A 22,124-nucleotide genomic window follows, 5' to 3' on the forward strand; every position below is an offset into this window, starting at 1 on the left:
GATGCGATCAGGACTTGGCTTTGAATGCTTCGAGCTGGCCGAAACCGGTGGGGGAGGTTTTGCTTTCCATGGTGGTGCAAGTGCCTTTCGGGACCGATTTCCAGGCGTTGGCCTGATAGTCCATTTTTGCGGTACCGGCGCAGGTGGTGCCGGCGCCGGCGGCGCAGTCGTTCTTGCCTTTGAGGGCGACGCCGAAGCATTTTTCCATGGTGTCGTCGGCTGCGTGAACGGTCGGGACGGCTGTCATGCTCAGGGCAGAACCCAGGGCGAGGACCAAGGCAGCGGCGGACAGGGTGCGGGTCGAAGCAGTCATGGTGATTCTCCAGTCTTCAGGGAAATGAACCGGCGTTAGCGCCGGTCTGCTGAACTAGAGAGGGGAGGTGGGGAAGTGTTACAGCGAGGGGCATGATTTTTTTGCCTACCTCGGAAATCCAATGCGGAGGAGAGTTATCTGTGGCGAGGGGATTTATCCCCGTTGGGCTGCGAAGCAGCCCTCGCAATTCCGCATCAATCAGCCTGACACACCGCGGAGCTGTTTTTTGGGGCTGCTTCGCAGCCCAACGGGGATAAATCCCCTCGCCACAAATGTATTGCTGCCGCCATTGTATTCACTTGAGAACCGGGCAAAAAAAAACGGCCCGAAGGCCGTTTTCTAGCGCAACAGACTCAACCGCCCAGATACGCCTCGCGCACTTTCGGGTCGGTCAGCAGCGCTTCACCGGTGCCTTGCATCACCACCCGGCCGTTCTCCAACACGTACGCCCGGTCGGCGATTTTAAGCGCCTGGTTGGCGTTCTGCTCCACCAGGAACACCGTCACGCCATCCTTGCGCAGTTGTTCGATGATGTCGAAGATCTGCTGGATGATGATCGGTGCCAGGCCCAGGGAAGGCTCGTCGAGCAGCAGCAGCTTGGGTTTGCTCATCAGCGCACGGCCGATGGCGAGCATTTGCTGTTCGCCGCCGGACATGGTGCCGCCGCGCTGGGTAAAGCGTTCTTTCAGGCGTGGGAAAAGGTGCAGGACCTTGTCCATTTGTTCCTGATAGTCGCCCTTGTCGGTGAAAAATCCGCCCATGGCGAGGTTTTCTTCCACGGTCAGCCGGGCAAATACCCGACGGCCCTCAGGTACCACGGCGATGCTCTTGCGCATGATCCGCGCAGAGTCCTGGCCCACCAGTTCCTCACCCATGTAGCGGATGCTGCCGCTGTGGGCCTGGGGCGAACCGCAGAGCGTCATCAGCAGGGTGGATTTGCCGGCACCGTTGGCACCGATCAGCGTGACGATTTCGCCCTGGCGGACTTCGACGTTGACGCTGTGCAGGGCCTGGATCTTGCCGTAGAAGGTGGAAACGTTTTCGAACTGCAGCATTTACGCTTCCCCCAGGTAGGCTTTGATCACTTCAGGATTGTCGCGGATCTGTTCCGGCGTACCGTCGGCCAGGGGCGTGCCCTGGTTGATCACGACGATGTGGTCGGAAATGCTCATGACCAGCTTCATGTCGTGCTCGATCAGCAGCACGGTGACGTTGTGCTCCTCACGCAGCACGCCGATCAGGGCCTTCAGGTCTTCGGTTTCCTTCGGGTTCAGGCCGGCGGCCGGTTCGTCGAGCATGAGGATCCGCGGACGGGTCATCATGCAGCGGGCGATTTCCAGGCGCCGTTGCTGACCGTAGGCCAGGGTGCCGGCGGTACGGTTGGCAAACTCGGTGAGGTTGACCTTGTCCAGCCAGTACTCGGCGTACTCCATGGCCTCGCGTTCGCTTTTGCGGAACGCCGGGGTCTTGAACAGGCCGGCAAAGAAGTTGGTGTTCAAATGACGATGCTGAGCGATCAACAGGTTCTCGACCGCTGTCATGTCCTTGAACAACCGCACGTTCTGGAAGGTACGCACCACACCCTTGCGGGCGATGTGGTGGCCGGGCAGGCCCTGGATCGGCTCGCCGTCCAGCAGGATGGTGCCGCCGGTGGGCTGGTAGAAGCCGGTCAGGCAGTTGAACACGGTGGTCTTGCCTGCGCCGTTCGGCCCGATCAGGGCAACCACTTGCTTCTCTTTCACGGTCAGGGCCACGCCGTTGACCGCCAGCAAACCGCCGAAGCGCATGCTCAAGTTTTCGACTTTCAGGATCTCGCGGCTCATTTGCGCAGCTCCATGTGGGGGCGTTGCATAGGCAGCAGACCTTGAGGACGCCAGATCATCATCAGCACCATCAAGGCGCCGAACATCAACATGCGGTATTCGCTGAATTCACGCATCATTTCCGGCAGCAGGATCATCACGATCGCCGCCAGGATCACGCCCAACTGCGAGCCCATCCCGCCCAGCACCACGATGGCGAGGATGATCGCCGACTCGATGAAGGTGAAGGATTCCGGCGTCACCAGGCCTTGGCGAGCGGCGAAGAAGCTGCCGGCAAAACCGGCGAACGCAGCGCCGAGGGTAAAGGCCGACAGTTTGATCACGGTTGGGTTGAGACCCAGGGCACGGCAGGCGATTTCGTCTTCACGCAGTGCCTCCCAGGCGCGGCCGATCGGCATGCGCAGCAGGCGGTTGATGACGAACAGCGCGGCCAGGGCCAGCAGCAGGGCAACCAGGTAGAGGAAGATCACCTTGTTGATCGAGTTGTATTCCAGGCCGAAGTACTCGTGGAAGGTCTGCAGGCCTTCGGCGGCTTTACGTTCGAAGGTCAGGCCGAAGAACGTCGGTTTCTCGATGTTGCTGATGCCGTTCGGGCCACCGGTAATGTCGGTCAGGTTGCGCAGGAACAGGCGGATGATCTCGCCAAAACCCAGGGTCACGATCGCCAGGTAGTCGCCGCGCAAGCGCAGGACCGGGAAACCCAGCAGGAAACCGAAGGTGGCGGCCATCATCCCGGCGATGGGCAGGCAGATCCAGAAGCTCAGGCCGAAGTAGTGGGACAGCAGCGCATAGCTGTAGGCCCCGACGGCGTAGAAACCGACGTAACCCAGGTCCAGCAGGCCGGCCAGGCCTACGACGATGTTCAGGCCCAGGCCCAGCATCACGTAGATCAGGATCAGCGTGGCGATGTCCACCGCGCCGCGAGAGCCGAAGAACGGCCACACCAGGGCCACGACGATCAGGCCCAGCACGATCCAGCGCTGGGTCGACGGCAGGGTCAGGAAGTGGCTGGCCTTGGCCGGGATCACCGGCAGGCCGGGCGAAGATTTCCATGCCGCGCTGATCTGCGTGCTGAACAGCACACGCACGAACATCAGCAGCGAGCACACGGCGATGGTCGCCAGGATCGCCGGGCTGGTGCCGTGCACTTCCAGGTTGATGCCGACGATGGTCAGTTTAAGACCCAGTACCGGGTAGGCCACGGCCCAGACCAGCAGGGCGCTGAAAAGCGCTGATTTGAGATGCCTAGTCATACTTTCTCAACCTCCGGGCGGCCCAGGATGCCGGTCGGCCGGAATAACAGAACCAGAACCAACAAGCCGAACGCCACGACGTCCTTGTACTGGTCGCCGAAGATATCGGCGCCAAAGGCTTCCGCCACGCCCAGCACCAACCCGCCGAGCATCGCCCCGGGGATGCTGCCGATGCCGCCCAGTACCGCGGCGGTGAAGGCTTTCAGGCCCACGAGGAAGCCGGCGTTGGGGTTGATCACGCCATATTGCATGCTCAACAGCACCGCGGCGATGGCCGCCAGGGCCGCACCGATGACGAAGGTCAGGGCGATGATGTTGTTGGTGTTGATGCCCAGCAGGTTGGCCATCTTGATGTCCTCGGCACAGGCGCGACAGGCGCGGCCGAGGCGGGAACGGGAGATGAACAACGTGAGGCCGAGCATGGCGACCAGGGTCACCACGAACACCACGATTTGCATGTAGGAAATCAGCACTTCATGTGCCCCGCCTGGCCCGATGGCAAAGTTGCCCGGGATCAGGTTGGGAATGGATTTGTCCTTGGAGTCTTGCGAAAGCAGTACCGTGTTCTGCAGGAAGATCGACATACCGATGGCGGAAATCAGCGGGATCAGACGGTTGCTGCCGCGCAGGGGGCGGTAGGCAATCCGTTCGATGCTGTAGCCATAGGAACTGGTGACCACGATGCTCGCGATGAACGCCGCGGTCATCAACAGCGGGACACTGTCGAGTCCCATCATGGCCAGCCCGGCGATGGCGATGAACGCCACGTAGGAGCCGATCATGTACACCTCGCCGTGGGCGAAGTTGATCATTCCAATGATGCCGTAGACCATCGTATAGCCGATGGCGATCAGGGCATACGTGCTGCCAACGGTCAGGCCGTTAACCAGCTGCTGGAAGAAGTGATAGATGTCAGGCATTACAGCGCTCCTAAAAACCTGATACGCATTTCACTGGTGGAGTCATTTTCCCGCCCGGGCCCCGTGGATCTGCATCCACTTCGAACACGAGGTTTGCCAGCGAACCGCTGATGACGGTTTTGAGATTTTCAGGTGGGGAGACTGGCGGATCACGCCAGCGCGGCCCAATACATTTAAAACAAAGCCCACGGCACGCCGTGGGCTTTATTGGCAGTCAGTCAGGCCAGGCCTTACTGAGGCGAGGCTTCGGTTTTAGGTTTGCCGAAATGCCACTCGTAGACCACGAACTTGAAGTCCTTCAGGTCGCCCTTCGCGTCGAAGCTCAGGTCGCCCGTTGGCGTCTTGAAGGTGCCGGCGTGGATGGCTTCGGCCACTTTGCCTGCGTCTTCGCTCTTGGCCGAAGTGATGGCCTGGGCAATCACCTGGACAGCAGAGTAGGACGGGAACACGAACGGACCGCTCGGGTCTTCTTTCTTGGCCTTGAACGCGTCAGCCAGGGCAACGTTGGCCGGATCCTGGTCGAAGGATTTCGGCAGGGTCACCAGCAGGCCTTCGGAGGACTCCTTGGCGATTTGCGAGATGGAGTCGTTACCCACGCCTTCCGGACCCATGAACTTGGCCTTCAGGCCTTTTTCCTGGGCTTGACGCAGGATCAGGCCCAGCTCCGGGTGGTAGCCGCCGTAGTAGACGAAGTCGACGTTGGCTTGCTTGAGCTTGGCGATCATCGAAGAGAAGTCTTTGTCGCCGGCGTTCACGCCTTCGAAGACGGCCACTTTCACGCCTTTGCTTTCGAGGGTTTTCTTCACGGCGCTGGCGATGCCTTCACCGTACTGCTGCTTGTCGTGCAGGACCGCAACGACCTTTGGCTTGACGTGGTCGGCGATGTAGTTGCCGGCCGCAGGGCCTTGGGCGCTGTCCAGGCCGATGGTGCGGAAGATCATCTTGTAGCCGCGAGCGGTGATGTCCGGGCTGGTGGCCGCCGGGGTGATCATGATCACGCCTTCGTCTTCGTAGATGTCGGAAGCTGGCTGGGTGGAACTGGAGCACAGGTGGCCGACCACGAACTTGACGCCGTCGTTGACGACTTTGTTCGCGACCGCGACCGCTTGTTTTGGATCACAGGCGTCATCGTACTCGACGGCGACGAGCTGCTTGCCGTCGACGCCACCCTTGGCGTTGATCTGTTCGATGGCCATTTTCGCGCCACTGAACTGCATGTCGCCGTATTGGGCTACAGGGCCGGTTTTCGGGCCGGCGATGGCGATCTTGATGGTGTCGGCGGCAAACGAATGGCTGGCAACCCCGGCCAGAACCATAGCGGCAAACAGTTTGGAAATCTGCTTAGTAGCCTTAGTCATAGTGCTCCACTCATGCTGTTGTAGTTTTTATAGTCCTGGCGCCGTAGCAGCAGAACCGGGTCAGATATCTTGGATACCCTCGCGGAAAATGCCCCCGGCAACTGTACCGGTACAGTGTAGAGCGCCCATTGTTGGCAAGGGAAGCTGGCGCTTGGGGGCAAAACCTGGGGGTGTCGCTTAATTGAAAGAAAAAGACAGAATAGCGGCGGGGTTTGTCCGGTCGTTTCGGCAATCCTTGGCTTTCCTGCGCTTTTCAATCGGTACTGCAATTTGCTACCGGGTTTTTCTGCCAGACCACCGACGTTATCATTCGCGCCGATTTCTTTTCCGGACAGGTCCCATGAATCAAGAACCTAGCACCCTCTATGCCAAGCTGCTTGGAGAAACCGCATCCATCACCTGGAAAGAGCTGGAGCCGTTCTTTGCCAAGGGTGCCCTATTGTGGGTCGACCCGGCACTGGATTTGATCGCCGCCGCCGAGGCCGTCGCCCAGGACGAAGGTACCAAAGTCGCCGCCTGGCTGGCCGCCGACCAGCTCGCCAAGCTGTCTGAAACGCGGGCGCTGGATTTTCTGGAGCGCGATCCGCAGCTTTGGGCGGTGGTGGTTTCGCCGTGGATTATGATCCAGGAAAGGGCGTCGAATTGATCGGTGCACCAAGTTGGTTCGCATTTTTGTGTTTGAAAAAGTGTGTAGGTGAGTAGCGTGATGGCACCCTGCCGTGGCGAAACGCCACAGGGCAGGGTGACGTATACGTAACGGGAACAGTTTATTGGGCAGCCTTTGGGCTGCTCAATTGTTTCTGGATATTGAGATGAGCAAAAGATCGCAGCCTGCGGCAGCTCCTACAAGGGCGCCGCGGTTTTATGTGAACCGCAGCCCGTAGGAGCTGCCGAAGGCTGCGATCTTTTAAGGCAACGCCTCAGTAAGTCCTGCCAGTATGGTTATTCAAGGAAATGACCTTGGTCTTGCCAATGCGGTGACGGTAGATCTCGCGCAGGTACTTGATGGATTTCTTCACGCAGTCGCGGGACAGGCGGATGTCGTTGATCGAGACGAACTTGTCCTTGTCATTGATCAGCTCGCGGTACTTCTTCTCGTACATCGGCTTGATCGCGTACCAGTTGGTGTCGAGGATCTTCGCCGGGTTTTCGAACTCGTTGAGCAGGTCGTCGATGCGTGCTTCGTCGAAGTCTTCATTGATGATGAAGTCCAGGATCGAGTTGTCCAGGGTGTCGTCGAAACGGTACGGGGTGCGGGCGAAGCAGCGTTTGATGAAGGCCACGATCAGGGTCAGGAAATCATCCGACAGGCACGGGCTCTTGGCGATCAGGGTGGTCAGCGACAGGTTCGCCGAGGCACCGATCACCAATGCGTAACGCTTGAGCGTGGTGTTGGGGAACAGGCTGTTGAGGTGGGTCTTGAGCCGGTTCAGGTCCATGTAGGACAGCTTGTAGTCCTTGGGCAAGGAGACGATGGACACCACCGACGAGCAGTTCTTGAAGAAGTGCAGGTCATGCAGGGCCGCGGCGTCGTAGCCGGAATTCTTGTATTGCTCCAGGGAGGCGCGGTAGCGCTTGGATTCGATCGGCAACAGGCTGATGCCTTCGATGGCCTGGGTGACTTTGTTGAAATGCGGCAGGTCGATGGAGCGGAAGAACAGGTCGTCGATGTTCAGGCGCGGCGGCTCTTTCTCGAATACCTTGAACTTGTCGCCGCTCGGTGCCGGGGTTTCCGGGACGACAGACTCGGCGTAGGCGATTGCCACCGGGCCGGCCAGGCTCATGAACAGGTCGTTGGCGTCCAGGCGAATGGTTTCGCCGATGTCGATGCCGGCACGGCGGAAGTAGTTCTGGTCGTAGTCGGTGGTGACGGCCTGGGCCGTCAGGATGTTGAAGATCTGCTGGGAGATGTACTGGTTGGCGTGCTTCTCCATGGCATTGACATCAATGTTCTGGATGTTGCCGTCATCGCTTTCTTCGGCGTAGCGCATGATGTCGTTGGAGATCAGCATCATCGCGTTCCACGGGCGGATACGGCCCATCACGCTGGCTTCGCTGCTGTCTTCGTTGGCGAAGTTGTAAGAGAAATCCCATTCTTCCGACAGGTACTTGCACAGCAGGCGTCCGGCGTTGATGTGCAAGGCTTCGGACATTTCGCTGCGGTGGTCGGAAATGTTCGGCAGCACGCAGATGCCGCTGGTGAAGATCGGCTCGAAGACGAAGGAGTGGCCGCTCTTGCTGTCGTGTTCGTCCATCGGCTTGGTGTCGAACGTCTTGTTCATGTACGAGTACTGCTGGGCCAGGCCGAACTCCGAGGCCATGCCCGAGCCGGTACCGCCGCCGGCGCTGAAGATCGAGAAGTACAGGCGCGACTGGTTGGCCTTGATGCCGCAGCTGTCGATCAGGTACGAGTGGATCATTTTCCAGTCGGGGCTGGAGAAGCGCTGGGTGTCCTTGTTCAGGATGATCTTGGCCAGGTACTGGCCCAGGATCGGCGCGTTACCGGCGCCACCGGCGTGGACTTCCGACAGGTCCATGATTTTCATTTTGCTGTAGTCGCGCAAGAAGCCGCTTTTTTCGCCCTTGCGCGAGAAACGGATGCGCCCGGCGATGTCCTTGTCCAAGTCGCCGAGCATCACCAGCGGCTCTACCAGGAACACCGGCTTGCTGGTCTTGCTGGTGCCCAGGCGCAGGTTGTTGCGGATCCATTGTGCGGGGCTGTAGCCCTTGTCGCTGTAGCCTTTGTCTTCGGCGTTGAATTCGTTGAGGTAGAACTTGCGGGCGTTGTACACCAGCTCGGCCACGTCCAGGGCGATGTTGGAGCCGCAGCGACCCAGGCCGATCAGGCACACCGACGGGAACTCCTGCTGGGCTCGGTCGTATTCGTCGTCCACCAGGTGCGGCGGGCGCGGGAACACGGTGTCACGCAGGCCGTCGAGGTTATCGAGGATACGGTCGGTGTTGGTTTCGGTGAAATACAGATACTGCTGGGTCGACAGAGGGCGCGGGGGGCTCGACGGCTTCGAGACTTCGGGGCCGTTGGCGGCCGGGCTCAAGGTCAGATCGGATACCGCAGTGGCTGTTTTTTTGGAGGTCATTGTGCGCCATGTGCCTGAACTGGTGGCTCGACGAATGCGGTCATCGAACGCTCGCGGATGGGAATTCGCGCCTGGGTAAACGCGAAAATCGGTCCAAGCGGTCAGGGCTGCGGCCTGAGCAGCGCTCGGGATATTCTTTTTCTGATCACGTTGGATCGGCCACCGGACTTCGATCTTTAACCGGCAAAAGGCAAAATGGTGGCAATTGTTACAGGAGTTTGATCGGCATCAAGAAATGCGCCGCGTCCCATGGGCGGGTATCAGCCTTGCGAATGATTGGAGACAGCTTCCGTGCCGCTGTCTAGATTGCATATCCAGGCCACGGACCGTTGGCCCATAACAATAAAAGAGACGGACCCATGCAGAACTCGACCCAAGCGGCGAATGCCTGGCGCATTCTGTTCCTGTTGTTCCTGGCCAACCTGTTCAATTTCTTCGACCGCACCATCCCGGCGATCATCATCGAGCCGATCCGCATGGAGTGGAGCCTCAGCGATTTCCAGATCGGCATCATCGGCACCGCCTTCACCATCGTTTATGCCATTGCCGGCTTGCCGCTGGGGCGCATGGCCGATACCGGTTCGCGTAGCAAGTTGATGGGCTGGGGCCTGGCGGCCTGGAGCGGACTGACGGCGGTGAACGGCCTGGTGGGCAGTTTCTGGGCGTTCCTGGTGGTGCGCATGGGCGTCGGCATCGGCGAGGCCAGCTACGCACCCGCCGCCAACTCACTGATTGGCGATCTGTTCCCGGCCCACCGCCGGGCGCGGGCGATGGGTATCTTCATGCTCGGCCTGCCGCTGGGCCTGCTGTTGGCGTTTTTCACCATTGGCGCGATGGTCAAGGCGTTCGACAGCTGGCGAGCGCCGTTCTTCATCGCGGCGGTACCGGGGCTGGTGTTGGCGGTGTTCATGTTTTTCATCAAGGAGCCCAAGCGTGGCGCGGCGGAAACCGTGCAGGTCTCCCAGGAAAAGATCGACAAGCCGGTTCGCCGGGTGCTGGCGATTCCCACCTTCCTGTGGCTGGTGCTGGCGGGGCTGTGCTTCAACTTCGCCACCTATGCCTGCAACTCCTTCCTGGTGCCGATGCTGCAACGTTATTTCCTGATGCCACTGCACGAGGCGGCCGTGGCCACCGGCATCATGGTGGGCGTGACGGGGTTGTTCGGGCTCACCCTGGGCGGCTGGGTCGCGGACAAGATTCACCAGCGCGTGCCCAACGGCCGCCTGCTGTTTGCAGCGTTCAGCCTGGCGATCTCGACGGTCACCACGGCGTGGGCCCTGCATGCCGGTCGCATTGAAATCGGCGTGTTCGTGGCGGTGTTCAGCGTGGGTTGGCTGTTTGCCTATAACTTCTACACCTGCGTCTACACCGCGATCCAGGACGTGGTGGAGCCGCGCCTGCGCGCCACGGCGATGGCGTTGTACTTTGCCGGGCTGTATTTGCTTGGCGGCGGCCTGGGGCCGGTGGTGGTGGGCGGCTTGTCCGACTACTTCGCCCGCACGGCCATGGCCAGCGCGGGTGTCGACCAGATGAGCGAAGCATTCAAGGCCATCGGCCTGCACGATGCGATGTACCTGATCCCGGTGGCGCTGCTCTTGACCATGGTGTTCCTGTTCCTGGCGTCACGCTGCTTCGTGCGCGATGCCAAGCGGATGAAGGACGGGATGAGCGCGGAGGTGATGTCGCAGGGTGTCGCGGCGACGGCTTGATAGCACCAGACTCAGCTCCGGTGATGGGCCTGCTTTTGTGGCGAGGGGATTTATCCCCGTGGGGCTGCGAAGCAGCCCCCAAAAGCACTCAATTAATCTGACACACCGTGCTTTAGGGTTTAGGACTGCTGCGCAGCCCAACGGGGATAAATCCCCTCGCCACAGGTTGTGCATGGCAGCGAAATTGTGCCTAGCGAACCTTTTCATCCCGCCCACGCAGCAAGCGATTGGGCATCGCCACCGCGGCCGCCAGCCCCAACAGCGATACCGCCGCGCTGATCAACAGCAAATGCCGGAATGTCGCCTGCAATGCCCGGCGCAAGGCCTCCTGGGCCTCGCCCGGGGCGGCGTTGAGGCCGTCCAGCAAGACGTTGCCGGCATGTCCTTCACCGATCAACGACGCGCCGGCGAGTTGGGCCAGGCTTGAATCCTGCAGCAAGGCCAGCAGCAAGGCCGACATCAACGCCACGCCCACCGCGCCGCCAAGGGAACGGAACAGGTTGGTGGTGCTGGTGGCGACGCCGATATCCGCTTGTTGTACCGAGTTCTGCGAACCCACCAGTGAGGTGGGGAACTGCATGCCCGAGGCGATGCCGCTGAGCAGCATGAACAGGCTGCTGAGCCAGAACGCGTCAGGCGCAGTGAAGGCCATGCCGAGGATGGCGAAGGGAAAGAGCAGGGCACCGCTCAGGATCATCGGTTTGTAGCGCCCCGTGACCGAGGTCCGGCGGCCGGCGAAATACGCCCCGATCGGCAGCCCTATCGCCAGCGGCAACAAGTGCAACGCCGCACTGTCGGCACCGGCGCCGGTCACGCTCTGGAAGCGCAACGGCATCAGCACCGTCAGGGAAATCGCCTGGAAACTGGTGAAGAACACCGTGCACCAGCACAGCACCGCGCTGCGGTTGGCGAACAGGTGCATCGGCAGCAACGGTTCCCGCGCCCGGCGCTCATACCAGGCGAACGTCCCCAGGGCTATCCCCGCGCAACCCAGCAACCCCAGCACTTCACGGCTGTGCCAGGCATGGCCCTGGCCGACCTCGGTGATCCCCAGCAGCAACGCCGTCAGGCCAATGATCAGCAACACGGTGCCCAGGTAATCGATGATCGGCGTGCGTTGCGGTACTGGCAGCCCCACCAGGGTGCGTCGGGCCACCCACCAGGCCGTGAGGCCCAGGGGCAGGTTGATCCAGAACACCCAGCGCCACGACAAGTACTCGGTCATGTAGCCCCCGAGCACCGGCCCGGCCACGCTGGCCACCGCGTACATGCTGCTGAAATACCCTTGGTAGCGCCCCCGTTCGCGGGGCGGGATGATGTCGCCGATGATCGCCTGGCTCACTGAAATCATCCCGCCGGCGCCGATGCCCTGGACGATCCGTGCCAGCACCAGTTGCTCCATGTTTTGCGCCAGGCCACAGAACAGCGAGGCCAGGGTGAACAGGCCCATGCCGAACAGCATCAGCGGCCGGCGTCCGTAGAGGTCGCCGAGCTTGCCGTAGATGGGCACCGCCACGGTCATGGCGACCATGTAGCCGGAAATCACCCAGGCCAGCAGGCTGACGTCGGCAAATTGTGCGGAAATGGCCGGCATCGAGACGGCGACGATGGTCTGGTCCAGGGCACCCAGGAAAATTGCCAGCATCAGGGCCACCAGCACACTGCGGATGGCCGGTTTCGGGGCTTGGAGCGTATCGAGCTGAGTCACGGCTGAACCTGCGGGCATTGCGCCGAAGAGGCGAATGGGACGAAGCCCGCAGTTTAAGTCGGTAGGCGGCTATTCGATAGCCTCGTAAGGAAGCCCGACGTAATTTTCCGCAATGGTTTTTCGACCCGCCTCGGAATCGACGAAATATTCCAGCTCGGCTTCGCTGATGCGCTGGTTGAAGGCATCGTCGTCGAAGCGGTGCAGCATCGAAGTCATCCACCACGAGAACCGTTCGGCTTTCCAGACGCGGCGCAGGCAGATGGCCGAATAGTGCTCCAGCAAGTCCACACGGCCGTCGCGATAGACCTTGAGCAGGATGTTGAACAGCGTGCTGACATCGCTGGCGGCCAGGTTCAGCCCCTTGGCCCCGGTCGGCGGGACGATGTGGGCCGCGTCGCCCACCAGGAACATCCGCCCGTACTGCATCGGCTCGACCACGAAGCTGCGCAGCGGCGCGATGCTTTTCTCGATGGATGGGCCGGTCACCAAGGCCTCGGCCAGGTCGGTGGGAAGGCGTTTTTTCAGTTCATGCCAGAAACGCTCGTCCGGCCAGTCGGCCACTTGCTCCTCGGCAGGGACTTGCAGGTAGTAACGGGTGCGGGTCTTGGAGCGCATGCTGCACAGGGCAAAGCCGCGGGCGTGCCGAGCGTAGACCAGCTCTTCGTGAACCGGCGGGGTGTCAGCCAGCACGCCGAGCCAGCCAAACGGGTAGACGCGCTCGAAAACCTTGAGTTTTTCCGCTGGAATGGACTGTCGCGCCACGCCGTGGAAACCGTCGCAACCGGCAATGTAGTCGCAGTCCAGGCGTAAGGTTTGCCCTTCATGCTCGAAGGTCACGAAAGGGTGCTCGGTTTGCATGTCGTGGGGCTGGGCGTTGCTGGCCAGGTACAACGTGCGGGCGCCGGCGGCTTCGCGGGCGGCCATCAGATCACGGGTCACTTCGGTCTGGCCGTAGACCATGACGTTTTTACCGCCAGTCAGGCCCTTGAGGTCGATGTGCACCCGCCGATCGTTGAGCACCAGTTCAAAGCCGTCATGGGGCAGGCCTTCGGCGTCCATGCGTTGGCCGACGCCAGCCTGGCGCAGCAGTTCGACCATGCCTTGCTCCAGCACACCGGCGCGGATGCGGCCCAGTACATAGTCCGGGGTCTGGCGTTCGAGGATGACAGTGTCGATGCCGGCGTTGTGCAGCAACTGGCCGAGCAGCAGGCCAGAGGGGCCGGCGCCGATAATAGCGACTTGGGTCTTGAGGGTTTTCATTGTTCTTATGACTCGCACGAAGCACGCGACCAGGGTCGGTGTTGATTATTAGAAATCGAGTGCCTACATTTTTCGCTTGCGGACCTGTCAGTTGAAGGGGAAAACTGAGCCGATACCTGTACTTTCTGCCAATTGGTGCGATTATCGCCCGCAACCCCAGGCCCGGATCCACGTTATGAAAAAACCTGACCTGCCTTCGATCCCGGTGTTCAAGCTCTACGGTGAGAGCCAGGAATGGCCGACCCCGGACCTGCTGCACTGCGAAACCATCTCCAAGCGCAGCCGCGAGCATCACTGGGAAATCAAACCCCATCGGCATGCCGACCTGTGCCAGTTGTTGTTTGTCTTCAAGGGCCAGGCGGAACTGGAAATCGAAGGCCGGCGCACGCAGCTCACCGAGCCGGCGGTGCAGATCCTGCCGCCGCTGTCGGTCCATGGCTTTCGTTTTTCCGAGGATGTGGAAGGTTACGTGGTGACCCTGGCGGCGCCGCTGGTCACGCACCTGCAAGCGCAGCTGGGGCATGCAGTCAATGTGCTGGCCCAGGCCGAAAGCTACCCCGCCCTCGAGAATTCCGAGTACCTCAACAGCCTGTTCAGCGCCCTGCAGAATGAATACATGGGGCATCAGCCGGCTCGGGAAATGCTGATGCATGCGCTGGTCAGCGTGATCATGGTCTGGGTCAGCCGCCAGGTGATGCAGCGACACACCCAGGCCCAGCGCCCGCAACGGGCCCGGGAATACCTCAACGGGTTCATTCAGTTGGTGGAAGAAACCTATCGCGAGCACGTCAAGGTCGAAGACCTGGCCCATCGCCTGGGCATTTCCGTGTCGCACCTCAACGGCACCTGCCGGGAACTGGCGGGGCAACCGGCGTTGCAGATCATGCACGAGCGCCAGTTGTTGGAAGCCAAGCGCCTGCTGACCTACACCGGCATGACCATCTACGAGATTTCCGAACTGCTCGGGTTTTCCGACCCGACCAACTTCACCCGGCTGTTCCGCCGGCGCGTCGGCATCTCGCCCAAGGCGTTCCGGGACCGGCTCAAGACCGATCAGCAGGACGACTGACCACGCCTCAGCGCAGGGCGTTCAGGGTTGCGCTGTGGGGGATGCAGCGTTCGAAGTTGCAGCTGGCGTATTCACGGGGCAGTTGCCTGGCCTGCTCGACCCGGTAGGCCGCAGTGCCATAAAGCGCAAGCGTGGCGGCGCAGGTGACGAAAATAGCGAGGCGTCTTCTTGTTTTGATGTTCATGGCGGTGACCTCTGAACGAATACCCGGGGGCACTACTTTCAGCATAGGTCAGCCGTGGCGGGTTGCCAGCCTGGTAAGACTCGCATTTAACCCGACATTCAGAATGCTGATATCCCCTGTGGGAGCGGGCTTGCTCGCGAAAGCGGTGTGTCAGTCACCATCAATGTTGACTGTTGCTCCGTCTTCGCGAGCAAGCCCGCTCCCACAGGGATAGAGGTGTTTTTCGGGAGGGTTATGCCAAGTGTTCCGGCTTCATCGGATCGCCCGGCTTGACGTCCAGTTGCTTGCGCACGTCTTCGAACATTTCGTCGTAATACTTGTGCATCGAGCCGATGCTGGCGGTCTTGGGCAAGCCATATTGCTGCGCGATGCGCGTGGCGTGGCGGGCGAAATCGAAGGCCTGGTCCTTGGCCAGGAAAAAGGTCTCGTCCAGGGGCTTGTCTTCCACCGTGCCATGCACCCGGAACGACATGCCGCTGCCTTCCTTGGGGTCCTGCGCAACCTCGTAGTCGATGCACAGGTTGTAGTTGAAGTCTTCCTTGTTCAGCGCATGGCGTTCCATGTGCAGGTGACCGGGTTCGAACATGGCCATAAACGACTCTCCTCGAAGGCGTGGGTGTAGGGCAGACCCCGGATCCGCCCTGCAAGTTTCCTGTTATCGATAAGTGATGCCAGGTGTCGACGTGCTGATGCGGGTGCCGGCCTGGCCCTGGACGATAGCATCGATGTCCGACAGCGACCCGATCACCGCGACCTTGCCCGTGTTGCGTGCGAACTCGCAGGCGGCCTGCACCTTCGGCCCCATGGAGCCTGCGGCGAAGCCGAGCCGTTCCAGTTCGTCGGGGTGGGCCTGGGCGATGGCTTTCTGGGTCGGCTTGCCGAAGTCGATGAACGCGGCGTTGACGTCAGTGGCGATCACCAGCAGATCGCTTTCCAGCTGTTCGGCCAGCAGCGCCGAGCACAGGTCCTTGTCGATCACCGCCTCCACGCCCTGTAGCTTGCCCTCGGCGTCGTACATCGTCGGAATGCCGCCACCGCCGGCGCAGATCACGATGCTGCCTTTTTCCAGCAGCCATTTGATCGGGCGGATCTCAAAGATGCGCTTGGGCCTGGGGCTTGCGACCACACGGCGGAACTTGTCGCCGTCCGGGGCGATGGTCCAGCCTTTTTCAGTCGCCAGCTTCTGCGCCTCTTGCTGGCTATAGACCGGGCCGATGGGCTTGGTGGGGTTCTGGAAGGCCGGGTCGTTGCCATCCACTTCGACCTGGGTCAGCAGCGTGGCGAAGGGGACTTCGAAGTCCAGCAGATTGCCCAGTTCCTGTTCGATGATGTAGCCGATCATGCCTTCGGTTTCGGCGCCGAGCACGTCCAGCGGATATGGCGTGACCGCGGTGTAGGCCGCCGCCTGCAACGACAGCAGGCCGACCTGCGGGCCGTTGCCGTGGGCGATGACCAGTTGGTTGCCGGGGTGGATCTTGGCGATCTGTTCGGTCGCGGTGCGGATGTTGCTACGTTGGTTGGCAGCGGTCAGAGGTTCACCCCGACGCAGGAGGGCGTTACCGCCCAGGGCAACGACGATGCGCATGGTATTGTCCTTCAAAAAAATGGACGAACAACGCGGTCCTTTGTGGGAGCGAGCTTGCTCGCGATAGCGGTGTGTCAGTCGACATCAATGTTGCCTGTTCCTGCGCCATCGCGAGCAAGCTCGCTCCCACAAGGGAACTGCGTTGGTTTCAGATATCCGCCAGCGCCGACACCAGGATCGCCTTGATGGTGTGCATGCGGTTTTCCGCTTGCTCGAAGGCGATATTGGCCGGGGATTCGAAGACCTCTTCGGTCACCTCCACGCCATTGGCCAGGTTCGGATAGCGCGCGGCGATGTCCTTGCCGACCTTGGTTTCGCTGTTGTGGAACGCCGGCAGGCAATGCATGAATTTCACCCGTGGGTTGCCCGAGGCTTTCATCATTTGCGCGTTGACCTGGTAGGGCAGCAGTTGCTCGATGCGTTCATCCCAGGCTTCCACCGGCTCGCCCATGGACACCCAGATGTCGGTGTGGATGAAGTCCACGCCCTTGACCGCTTCTTTCGGATCCTCGGTGATGGTGATGCGCCCGCCGCTCTCGGCGGCGAAGGCCTGGCACTGGTCGATGAAGTCCTGGTGCGGCCACAGTGCTTTCGGCGCGCCGATGCGCACGTCCATGCCCAGTTTGGCGCCGATCATCAGCAGCGAATTGCCCATGTTGTAGCGCGCGTCGCCCAAGTAGGCGTAGCTGATGTCATGCAGCGGCTTGTCGCTGTGTTCGCGCATGGTCAGGGTGTCGGCGATCATCTGGGTGGGGTGGAATTCGGCGGTCAGGCCGTTGAACACCGGCACGCCGGCGAACTTGGCCAGTTCCTCGACGATCTCCTGTTCGAAGCCCCGGTACTCGATGGCGTCGAACATCCGTCCCAGGACCCGGGCGGTGTCTTTCATGCTTTCCTTGTGGCCGATCTGCGACGACACCGGGTCGATGTAGGTGACGTGGGCGCCCTGGTCGTGGGCCGCGACCTCGAAGGCACAGCGGGTGCGGGTCGAGGTCTTCTCGAAGATCAGCGCGATGTTCTTGCCCTTGAGGTGCGGCTGTTCGGTGCCGGTGTACTTGGCACGCTTGAGGTCGCGGGACAGGTCCAGCAGGTAGTGCAGCTCGCGGTTGGTGTGGTGCATCAAGCTCAGCAGGCTGCGGTTGCGCATGTTGAAAGCCATGATATGGATCTCCTTGGGTTTCGGTTATCCCCTGGGCTGCGTTCGATAAACACTGGCCCAGGCTCGAAGGTCAGTAGTCGATCGGGTCGCGGATGATCGGGCAGGTCATGCAGTGGCCACCGCCACGGCCGCGGCCCAGCTCGCTGGCGCTGATGGTGATGACTTCCACCCCGGCCTTGCGCAGCAGGGTATTGGTGTAGGTGTTGCGGTCGTAGCCGATCACCACGCCCGGCTCCACGGCCACCACGTTGTTGCCGTCGTCCCATTGTTCACGCTCGGCGGCGAAGCTGTTGCCGCCGGTTTCCACCACGCGCAAGGCCGGCAGCTTGAGGGCGGCGGCCACGGTGTCGAGGAAGCTGCCTTCTTCTCGGCGTACGTCGATGCCGCCGGGCTTGCTCTCGTCAGGGCGCAGGGAGAAGGCGACGATCTGGCTCACCACTTCCGGGAAAATCGTGACCAGGTCGCGGTCGCAGAAACTGAAGACGGTGTCCAGGTGCATGGCGGCGCGGGACTTCGGCAAGCCGGCGACGATCACCCGCTCCACGGCCTTGTGCTTGAACAGGTTCAGCGCCAGTTGGCCGATGGCCTGGCGGGACGAACGTTCGCCCATGCCGATCAGCACTACGCCGTTGCCAATGGGCATCACGTCGCCGCCTTCGAGGGTGGCGTTGCCATGCTCCTGGTCCGGGTCGCCGTACCAGATCTGGAAGTCAGCCTGGGTAAACTCGGGGTGGAATTTATAGATGGCGCTGGCGAGCAGGGTTTCCTGGCGCCGCGCCGGCCAATACATCGGGTTCAGGGTCACGCCGCCGTAGATCCAGCAGGTGGTGTCGCGGGTGAACTGGGTATTGGGCAGCGGCGGCAGGATGAAGCTGGAGTGCCCGAGGAAGTCGCGGAACATCTGGATGGTCTTGCCACCGAAGCTGTCCGGCAGGTCGTCGGCCGAGACGCCGCCAATCAGGAACTCGGCGATATGGCGCGGCTCCAGGCTGCGCAGCCACGAACCGACTTCATTCACCAGGCCCAGGCCCACCGAGTTGGCGGTGATCTTGCGCTGCAGGATCCAGTCCAGGGCTTCGGGGATGGCGACGATGTCGGTCAGCAGGTTGTGCATTTCCAGTACGTCGATGCCACGCTCGCGCATCTTGGTGACGAAATCGAAATGGTCGCGCTTGGCCTGGTTGACCCAGATCACGTCATCGAACAGCAGCTCGTCGCAGTTGTTCGGGGTCAGCCGCTGGTGGGCCAGGCCTGGGGAACACACCATGACTTTACGTAATTTACCGGCTTCGGAATGAACGCCGTACTTCACTTTTTCCGTGGTCATTACAAATCCTCCAGTTAAACAGTCAGCCAACTACAAGGTCAGGAAGCCGTCGTAGAGCCCATAGGCGGCCACCAGGGCGCCTGCGATCACTGCGGCGAAAATCAGCTTCTCGACAGAGGTGAAAACCGGTTTGCCCAATTCGCGCTTGGCCTTGGCGAACAGAATCGCGCCGGGGGCATAGAGCAGGGCGGAGAGCAGCAGGTACTTGATCCCGCCGGCATACAGCAGCCACACCGCGTAGATCAGGGCGATGGCGCCGATGATCAGATCCTTGCGCCGCTCGGCCGCGAAGCCTTCGTAGGTCTCGCCGCGCACCGCCAGCAGCACGGCGTAGGCCGCCGACCACAGGTACGGCACCAGGATCATCGAGGTGGCGAGGTAGATCAGTGACAGGTAAGTGCTGGCCGAGAACAGGGTGATGACCAAAAACAGCTGGACCATCGCGTTGGTCAGCCACAGGGCGTTGGCCGGTACGTGGTTGGCGTTCTCCCGGCGCAGGAACTCGGGCATGGTGTGGTCTTTGGCGGCGGCGAACATGATCTCGGCGCACAGCAGCACCCAGGACAGCAGGGCGCCAAGCAGCGAGATGATCAGGCCGACGCTGATCAGCACCGCGCCCCAGTGACCCACCACATGCTCCAGCACGGCGGCCATGGACGGGTTCTGCAGCTTGGCCAGTTCCGGCTGGGTCATGATCCCCAGGGACAACACATTGACCAGCACCAGGAACAGCAGCACGGTGATGAAGCCGATCACGGTGGCCTTGCCCACGTCCGTGCGTTTCTCGGCACGGGCGGAAAAGATACTCGCACCCTCGATGCCGATGAACACCCACACGGTGACCAGCATCATCTTGCGCACCTGGTTCATCACGCTGCCCAGGTCCGGGTTTTTCACGCCCCAGATGTCGGCGGTGAAGATGTCGAGCCTGAAGGCGAACACGGCGACCAACACGAACAGCAGCAACGGCACGACCTTGGCGATGGTGGTCACCAGGTTGATGAACGCCGCTTCCTTGATGCCGCGCAGTACCAGGAAATGCACCGCCCACAACAACACCGAGGCGCCGATCACCGCGGCAACGGTGTTGCCTTCACCGAAAATCGGGAAGAAGTAGCCCAGGGTGCTGAACAACAACACGAAGTAACCGACGTTGCCCAGCCAGGCGCTGATCCAGTAGCCCCAGGCCGACGAGAACCCCATGTAGTCGCCGAACCCGGCCTTGGCGTAGGCATACACGCCACCATCCAGGTCGGGCTTGCGATTGGCCAGGGTCTGAAAGACAAAAGCGAGGGTCAGCATGCCGACAGCGGTAATGGCCCAGCCAATCAGTACCGCCCCGACATCCGCGCTGGCGGCCATGTTTTGTGGCAGGGAAAATATTCCGCCGCCGATCATGGAGCCGACAACCAGTGCAACTAACGCACCTAATCGAAGTTTTCCGGGGGTATCAGACATTTGCGAGGCTCCAATGCAGGAGAAGAGAGTCGACAGAATAAGTCGATTCGAAAGTTGAATACCTGATCTGGATCAGTGCATGACAACATTCCATTGTTAATGAAGGAGTTAAGTGCTTTCCTTTACGTCCATAAATTGCCGTAATGCCCGTTTTAGAGGCTTCGGCAAGGTGCGGCGAGGCGGCTTTCATTCCGTGGGATTATTCACACTAGTTGATTTCTACTGGATCACAACTATTTTGTAGGTTGCTTTCATGACAGAAATAATCGTCTGGCGTGGTCTTTCTTATTGCTGTCCTGGACAAGGGACGGGGTAATAATCCCTCGGACTTTGCGCGCGTGACGTTATTCAAAAACGTTATGTCGCATTATTTACTTAATGAGCGAGAAAGATGCCGCAGCCGATTGAAAAGTTACGCCTTGGTGCGCTGGTGGCGCTGGTGGTGGGATCGATGATCGGTGGCGGGATCTTTTCCCTGCCACAGAACATGGCGGCCCGGGCCGACGTTGGAGCGGTGCTGATCGGTTGGGCGATCACCGCCGTCGGCATGCTGACCCTGGCCTTCGTGTTCCAGACCCTGGCCAATCGCAAACCCGAACTGGACTCGGGTGTCTATGCCTACGCCAAGGCCGGTTTCGGCGACTACATGGGCTTCTCTTCCGCGTGGGGCTACTGGATCAGTGCCTGGATGGGCAACGTCGGTTACTTCGTGTTGCTGTTCAGCACCTTGGGGTATTTTTTCCCGGTGTTCGGCCAGGGCAATACGCCGGTGGCCATCGCCTGTGCATCGTTGCTGTTGTGGGCGGTGCATTTCCTGGTGCTGCGCGGCATCAAGGAAGCGGCGTTCATCAACCTGGTGACCACCATCGCCAAGGTGGTGCCCTTGGTGATGTTCATTGTCATCGCCGCGGTGGCGTTCAAGGCCGAGGTGTTCACCCGGGATATCTGGGGCGAGATGAGCCCTGACCTGGGCAGCGTGATGGACCAGGTGCGCCACATGATGCTGGTCACGGTGTTCGTGTTCATTGGCATCGAAGGCGCCAGTGTCTATTCGGCGCGGGCGGAAAAACGCGCGGACGTCGGACGTGCGACGGTGATCGGGTTCCTCGGGGTCCTGGCGCTGCTGGTGCTGGTGAACGTGTTGTCCCTGGGGATCATGAGCCAGCCAGCCCTGGCGCAATTGCAGAACCCGTCACTGGCCGGCGTGCTGGAACATATCGTCGGGCCTTGGGGGGCGTTGTTGATCAGCCTCGGGCTGGCGGTGTCGTTGTTGGGCGCACTGTTGTCCTGGGCGCTGTTGTGCGCCGAAATTCTCTATGCCACCGCCAGGGACAAGACTATGCCGGCGTTCCTGACCAAGGAAAACGCCAACCAGGCGCCGGTCAACGCGTTGTGGCTGACCAATGGCATGATCCAGTTGTTTTTGCTGATTACCCTGTTTTCCGCAGGCACCTATACCAGCCTGATCTACCTCGCGTCATCGATGATCCTGGTACCGTACCTGTGGTCGGCAGCCTATGCGGTGTTGCTTTGCGCACGGGGCGAAACCTATGGGCAAGCCTCGGCCCGGCGCATGAAGGACCTGTGCATCGGTGGTGTTGCGCTGTGCTATGCGGTGTGGCTGCTGTATGCCGGCGGCGTGAAATACCTGCTGCTGTCGGCGCTGTTGTACGCGCCGGGGGTGATCCTGTTTGCCCAGGCCAAGCGCGAGCAGCGCCAACCCTTGTTCACCCATGTGGAAAAAGGCGTCTTTGCGTGTGTGGTGTCCGGGGCGGGCGTGGCGGCGTATGGGTTGTACAGTGGGTTTTTGGCGTTGTGAGGCGAAGCTTGCCTTTCTGGCGAGTTAGAGGCGGGCAGTGTGGCGAGGGGATTTATCCCCGCTGGGGTGCGAAGCGCCCCC

Annotated in this window: 19 protein-coding genes; 4 read left to right on the plus strand and 15 right to left on the minus strand. The window is 60.9% G+C overall.

Annotation, left to right across the window (positions count from 1 at the left end):
- Positions 1 to 7: 7 nt before the first annotated feature.
- The 6 genes from BLP82_RS05825 to BLP82_RS05850 form a co-directional block, all read right to left on the minus strand.
- Complete coding sequence (locus BLP82_RS05825) at positions 8 to 313, minus strand: BufA1 family periplasmic bufferin-type metallophore (protein ID WP_060738898.1); 306 nt, start codon at positions 311 to 313, stop codon at positions 8 to 10.
- A 353-nt stretch (positions 314 to 666) separates the two neighbouring features.
- Entirely contained in the window at positions 667 to 1,368 is a 702-nt protein-coding gene (locus BLP82_RS05830) for an ABC transporter ATP-binding protein (protein WP_003184675.1), read from the minus strand.
- A complete protein-coding gene (gene livG, locus BLP82_RS05835) occupies positions 1,369 to 2,136 on the minus strand; it encodes a high-affinity branched-chain amino acid ABC transporter ATP-binding protein LivG (protein ID WP_060738896.1) in 768 nt (255 codons plus the stop codon).
- Positions 2,133 to 3,389 (minus strand): high-affinity branched-chain amino acid ABC transporter permease LivM, encoded by a 1,257-nt coding sequence (locus tag BLP82_RS05840; RefSeq protein WP_060738895.1) that lies wholly within the window; start codon positions 3,387 to 3,389, stop codon positions 2,133 to 2,135. The genes livG and BLP82_RS05840 overlap by 4 nt, the downstream gene beginning before the upstream one ends.
- Positions 3,386 to 4,309, minus strand: coding sequence for a high-affinity branched-chain amino acid ABC transporter permease LivH (gene livH, locus BLP82_RS05845; RefSeq protein ID WP_014336891.1), 924 nt, complete (start codon positions 4,307 to 4,309; stop codon positions 3,386 to 3,388). Before livH ends, BLP82_RS05840 begins: the two co-directional genes overlap by 4 nt.
- A gap of 230 nt (positions 4,310 to 4,539) precedes the next feature.
- Complete coding sequence (locus BLP82_RS05850) at positions 4,540 to 5,667, minus strand: branched-chain amino acid ABC transporter substrate-binding protein (protein ID WP_092165983.1); 1,128 nt, start codon at positions 5,665 to 5,667, stop codon at positions 4,540 to 4,542.
- Positions 5,668 to 6,007: 340 nt separating this feature from the next.
- Here BLP82_RS05850 and BLP82_RS05855 point away from each other — a divergent pair, with 340 nt between their 5' ends.
- Complete coding sequence (locus BLP82_RS05855) at positions 6,008 to 6,313, plus strand: DUF2288 domain-containing protein (RefSeq protein WP_053119051.1); 306 nt, start codon at positions 6,008 to 6,010, stop codon at positions 6,311 to 6,313.
- 274 nt (positions 6,314 to 6,587) lie between these two features.
- Here BLP82_RS05855 and BLP82_RS05860 read toward each other — a convergent pair whose 3' ends face one another.
- A complete protein-coding gene (locus BLP82_RS05860) occupies positions 6,588 to 8,765 on the minus strand; it encodes a hypothetical protein (protein ID WP_092165985.1) in 2,178 nt (725 codons plus the stop codon).
- Positions 8,766 to 9,124: 359 nt separating this feature from the next.
- Between BLP82_RS05860 and BLP82_RS05865 the strand changes: the two genes are divergently transcribed.
- Positions 9,125 to 10,474 carry a spinster family MFS transporter gene (locus BLP82_RS05865; protein ID WP_092165987.1) on the plus strand — a complete coding sequence of 450 codons (1,350 nt, stop codon included), beginning with the start codon at positions 9,125 to 9,127 and terminating at the stop codon, positions 10,472 to 10,474.
- Positions 10,475 to 10,664: 190 nt separating this feature from the next.
- On the opposite strand, the gene BLP82_RS05870 is transcribed toward BLP82_RS05865, so the two are convergent.
- Both BLP82_RS05870 and pobA read right to left on the minus strand, forming a co-directional pair.
- Positions 10,665 to 12,200, minus strand: a complete 1,536-nt coding sequence (locus BLP82_RS05870) for an MDR family MFS transporter (protein ID WP_170842271.1) — start codon at positions 12,198 to 12,200, stop codon at positions 10,665 to 10,667.
- 51 nt (positions 12,201 to 12,251) lie between these two features.
- A complete protein-coding gene (gene pobA / locus BLP82_RS05875; RefSeq protein ID WP_092165991.1) occupies positions 12,252 to 13,442 on the minus strand; it encodes a 4-hydroxybenzoate 3-monooxygenase in 1,191 nt (396 codons plus the stop codon).
- Between the two features lie 175 nt (positions 13,443 to 13,617).
- Here pobA and BLP82_RS05880 point away from each other — a divergent pair, with 175 nt between their 5' ends.
- Complete coding sequence (locus tag BLP82_RS05880) at positions 13,618 to 14,511, plus strand: helix-turn-helix domain-containing protein (RefSeq protein WP_092165993.1); 894 nt, start codon at positions 13,618 to 13,620, stop codon at positions 14,509 to 14,511.
- A 7-nt stretch (positions 14,512 to 14,518) separates the two neighbouring features.
- Here BLP82_RS05880 and BLP82_RS31145 read toward each other — a convergent pair whose 3' ends face one another.
- The 6 genes from BLP82_RS31145 to arcD (BLP82_RS05910) all read right to left on the minus strand — a co-directional run bounded on the left by BLP82_RS31145 (position 14,519) and on the right by arcD (BLP82_RS05910) (position 20,224).
- Positions 14,519 to 14,695 carry a hypothetical protein gene (locus BLP82_RS31145; protein ID WP_162843733.1) on the minus strand — a complete coding sequence of 59 codons (177 nt, stop codon included), beginning with the start codon at positions 14,693 to 14,695 and terminating at the stop codon, positions 14,519 to 14,521.
- A gap of 232 nt (positions 14,696 to 14,927) precedes the next feature.
- On the minus strand, positions 14,928 to 15,287 hold the full coding sequence (locus BLP82_RS05890) for a DUF5064 family protein (RefSeq protein ID WP_092165997.1): 360 nt from the start codon (positions 15,285 to 15,287) through the stop codon (positions 14,928 to 14,930).
- Between the two features lie 63 nt (positions 15,288 to 15,350).
- The gene (gene arcC, locus BLP82_RS05895) at positions 15,351 to 16,280 is read right to left on the minus strand and encodes a carbamate kinase (protein WP_092165999.1); all 930 of its coding nucleotides are present in this window, start codon (positions 16,278 to 16,280) and stop codon (positions 15,351 to 15,353) included.
- Between the two features lie 148 nt (positions 16,281 to 16,428).
- Positions 16,429 to 17,439 (minus strand): ornithine carbamoyltransferase, encoded by a 1,011-nt coding sequence (locus tag BLP82_RS05900; protein WP_092166001.1) that lies wholly within the window; start codon positions 17,437 to 17,439, stop codon positions 16,429 to 16,431.
- Positions 17,440 to 17,509: 70 nt separating this feature from the next.
- Positions 17,510 to 18,766 (minus strand): arginine deiminase, encoded by a 1,257-nt coding sequence (gene arcA, locus BLP82_RS05905; protein WP_092166003.1) that lies wholly within the window; start codon positions 18,764 to 18,766, stop codon positions 17,510 to 17,512.
- A 30-nt stretch (positions 18,767 to 18,796) separates the two neighbouring features.
- Positions 18,797 to 20,224, minus strand: a complete 1,428-nt coding sequence (arcD, locus tag BLP82_RS05910) for an arginine-ornithine antiporter (RefSeq protein WP_092166005.1) — start codon at positions 20,222 to 20,224, stop codon at positions 18,797 to 18,799.
- Between the two features lie 391 nt (positions 20,225 to 20,615).
- Between arcD (BLP82_RS05910) and arcD (BLP82_RS05915) the strand changes: the two genes are divergently transcribed.
- Complete coding sequence (arcD, locus tag BLP82_RS05915; protein ID WP_092166007.1) at positions 20,616 to 22,043, plus strand: arginine-ornithine antiporter; 1,428 nt, start codon at positions 20,616 to 20,618, stop codon at positions 22,041 to 22,043.
- The last annotated feature ends 81 nt before the right edge of the window (positions 22,044 to 22,124 follow it).

Source organism: Pseudomonas sp. NFACC37-1 (genome assembly GCF_900101575.1).
Classification (GTDB): Bacteria; Pseudomonadota; Gammaproteobacteria; order Pseudomonadales; family Pseudomonadaceae; genus Aquipseudomonas; species Aquipseudomonas fluorescens_AA.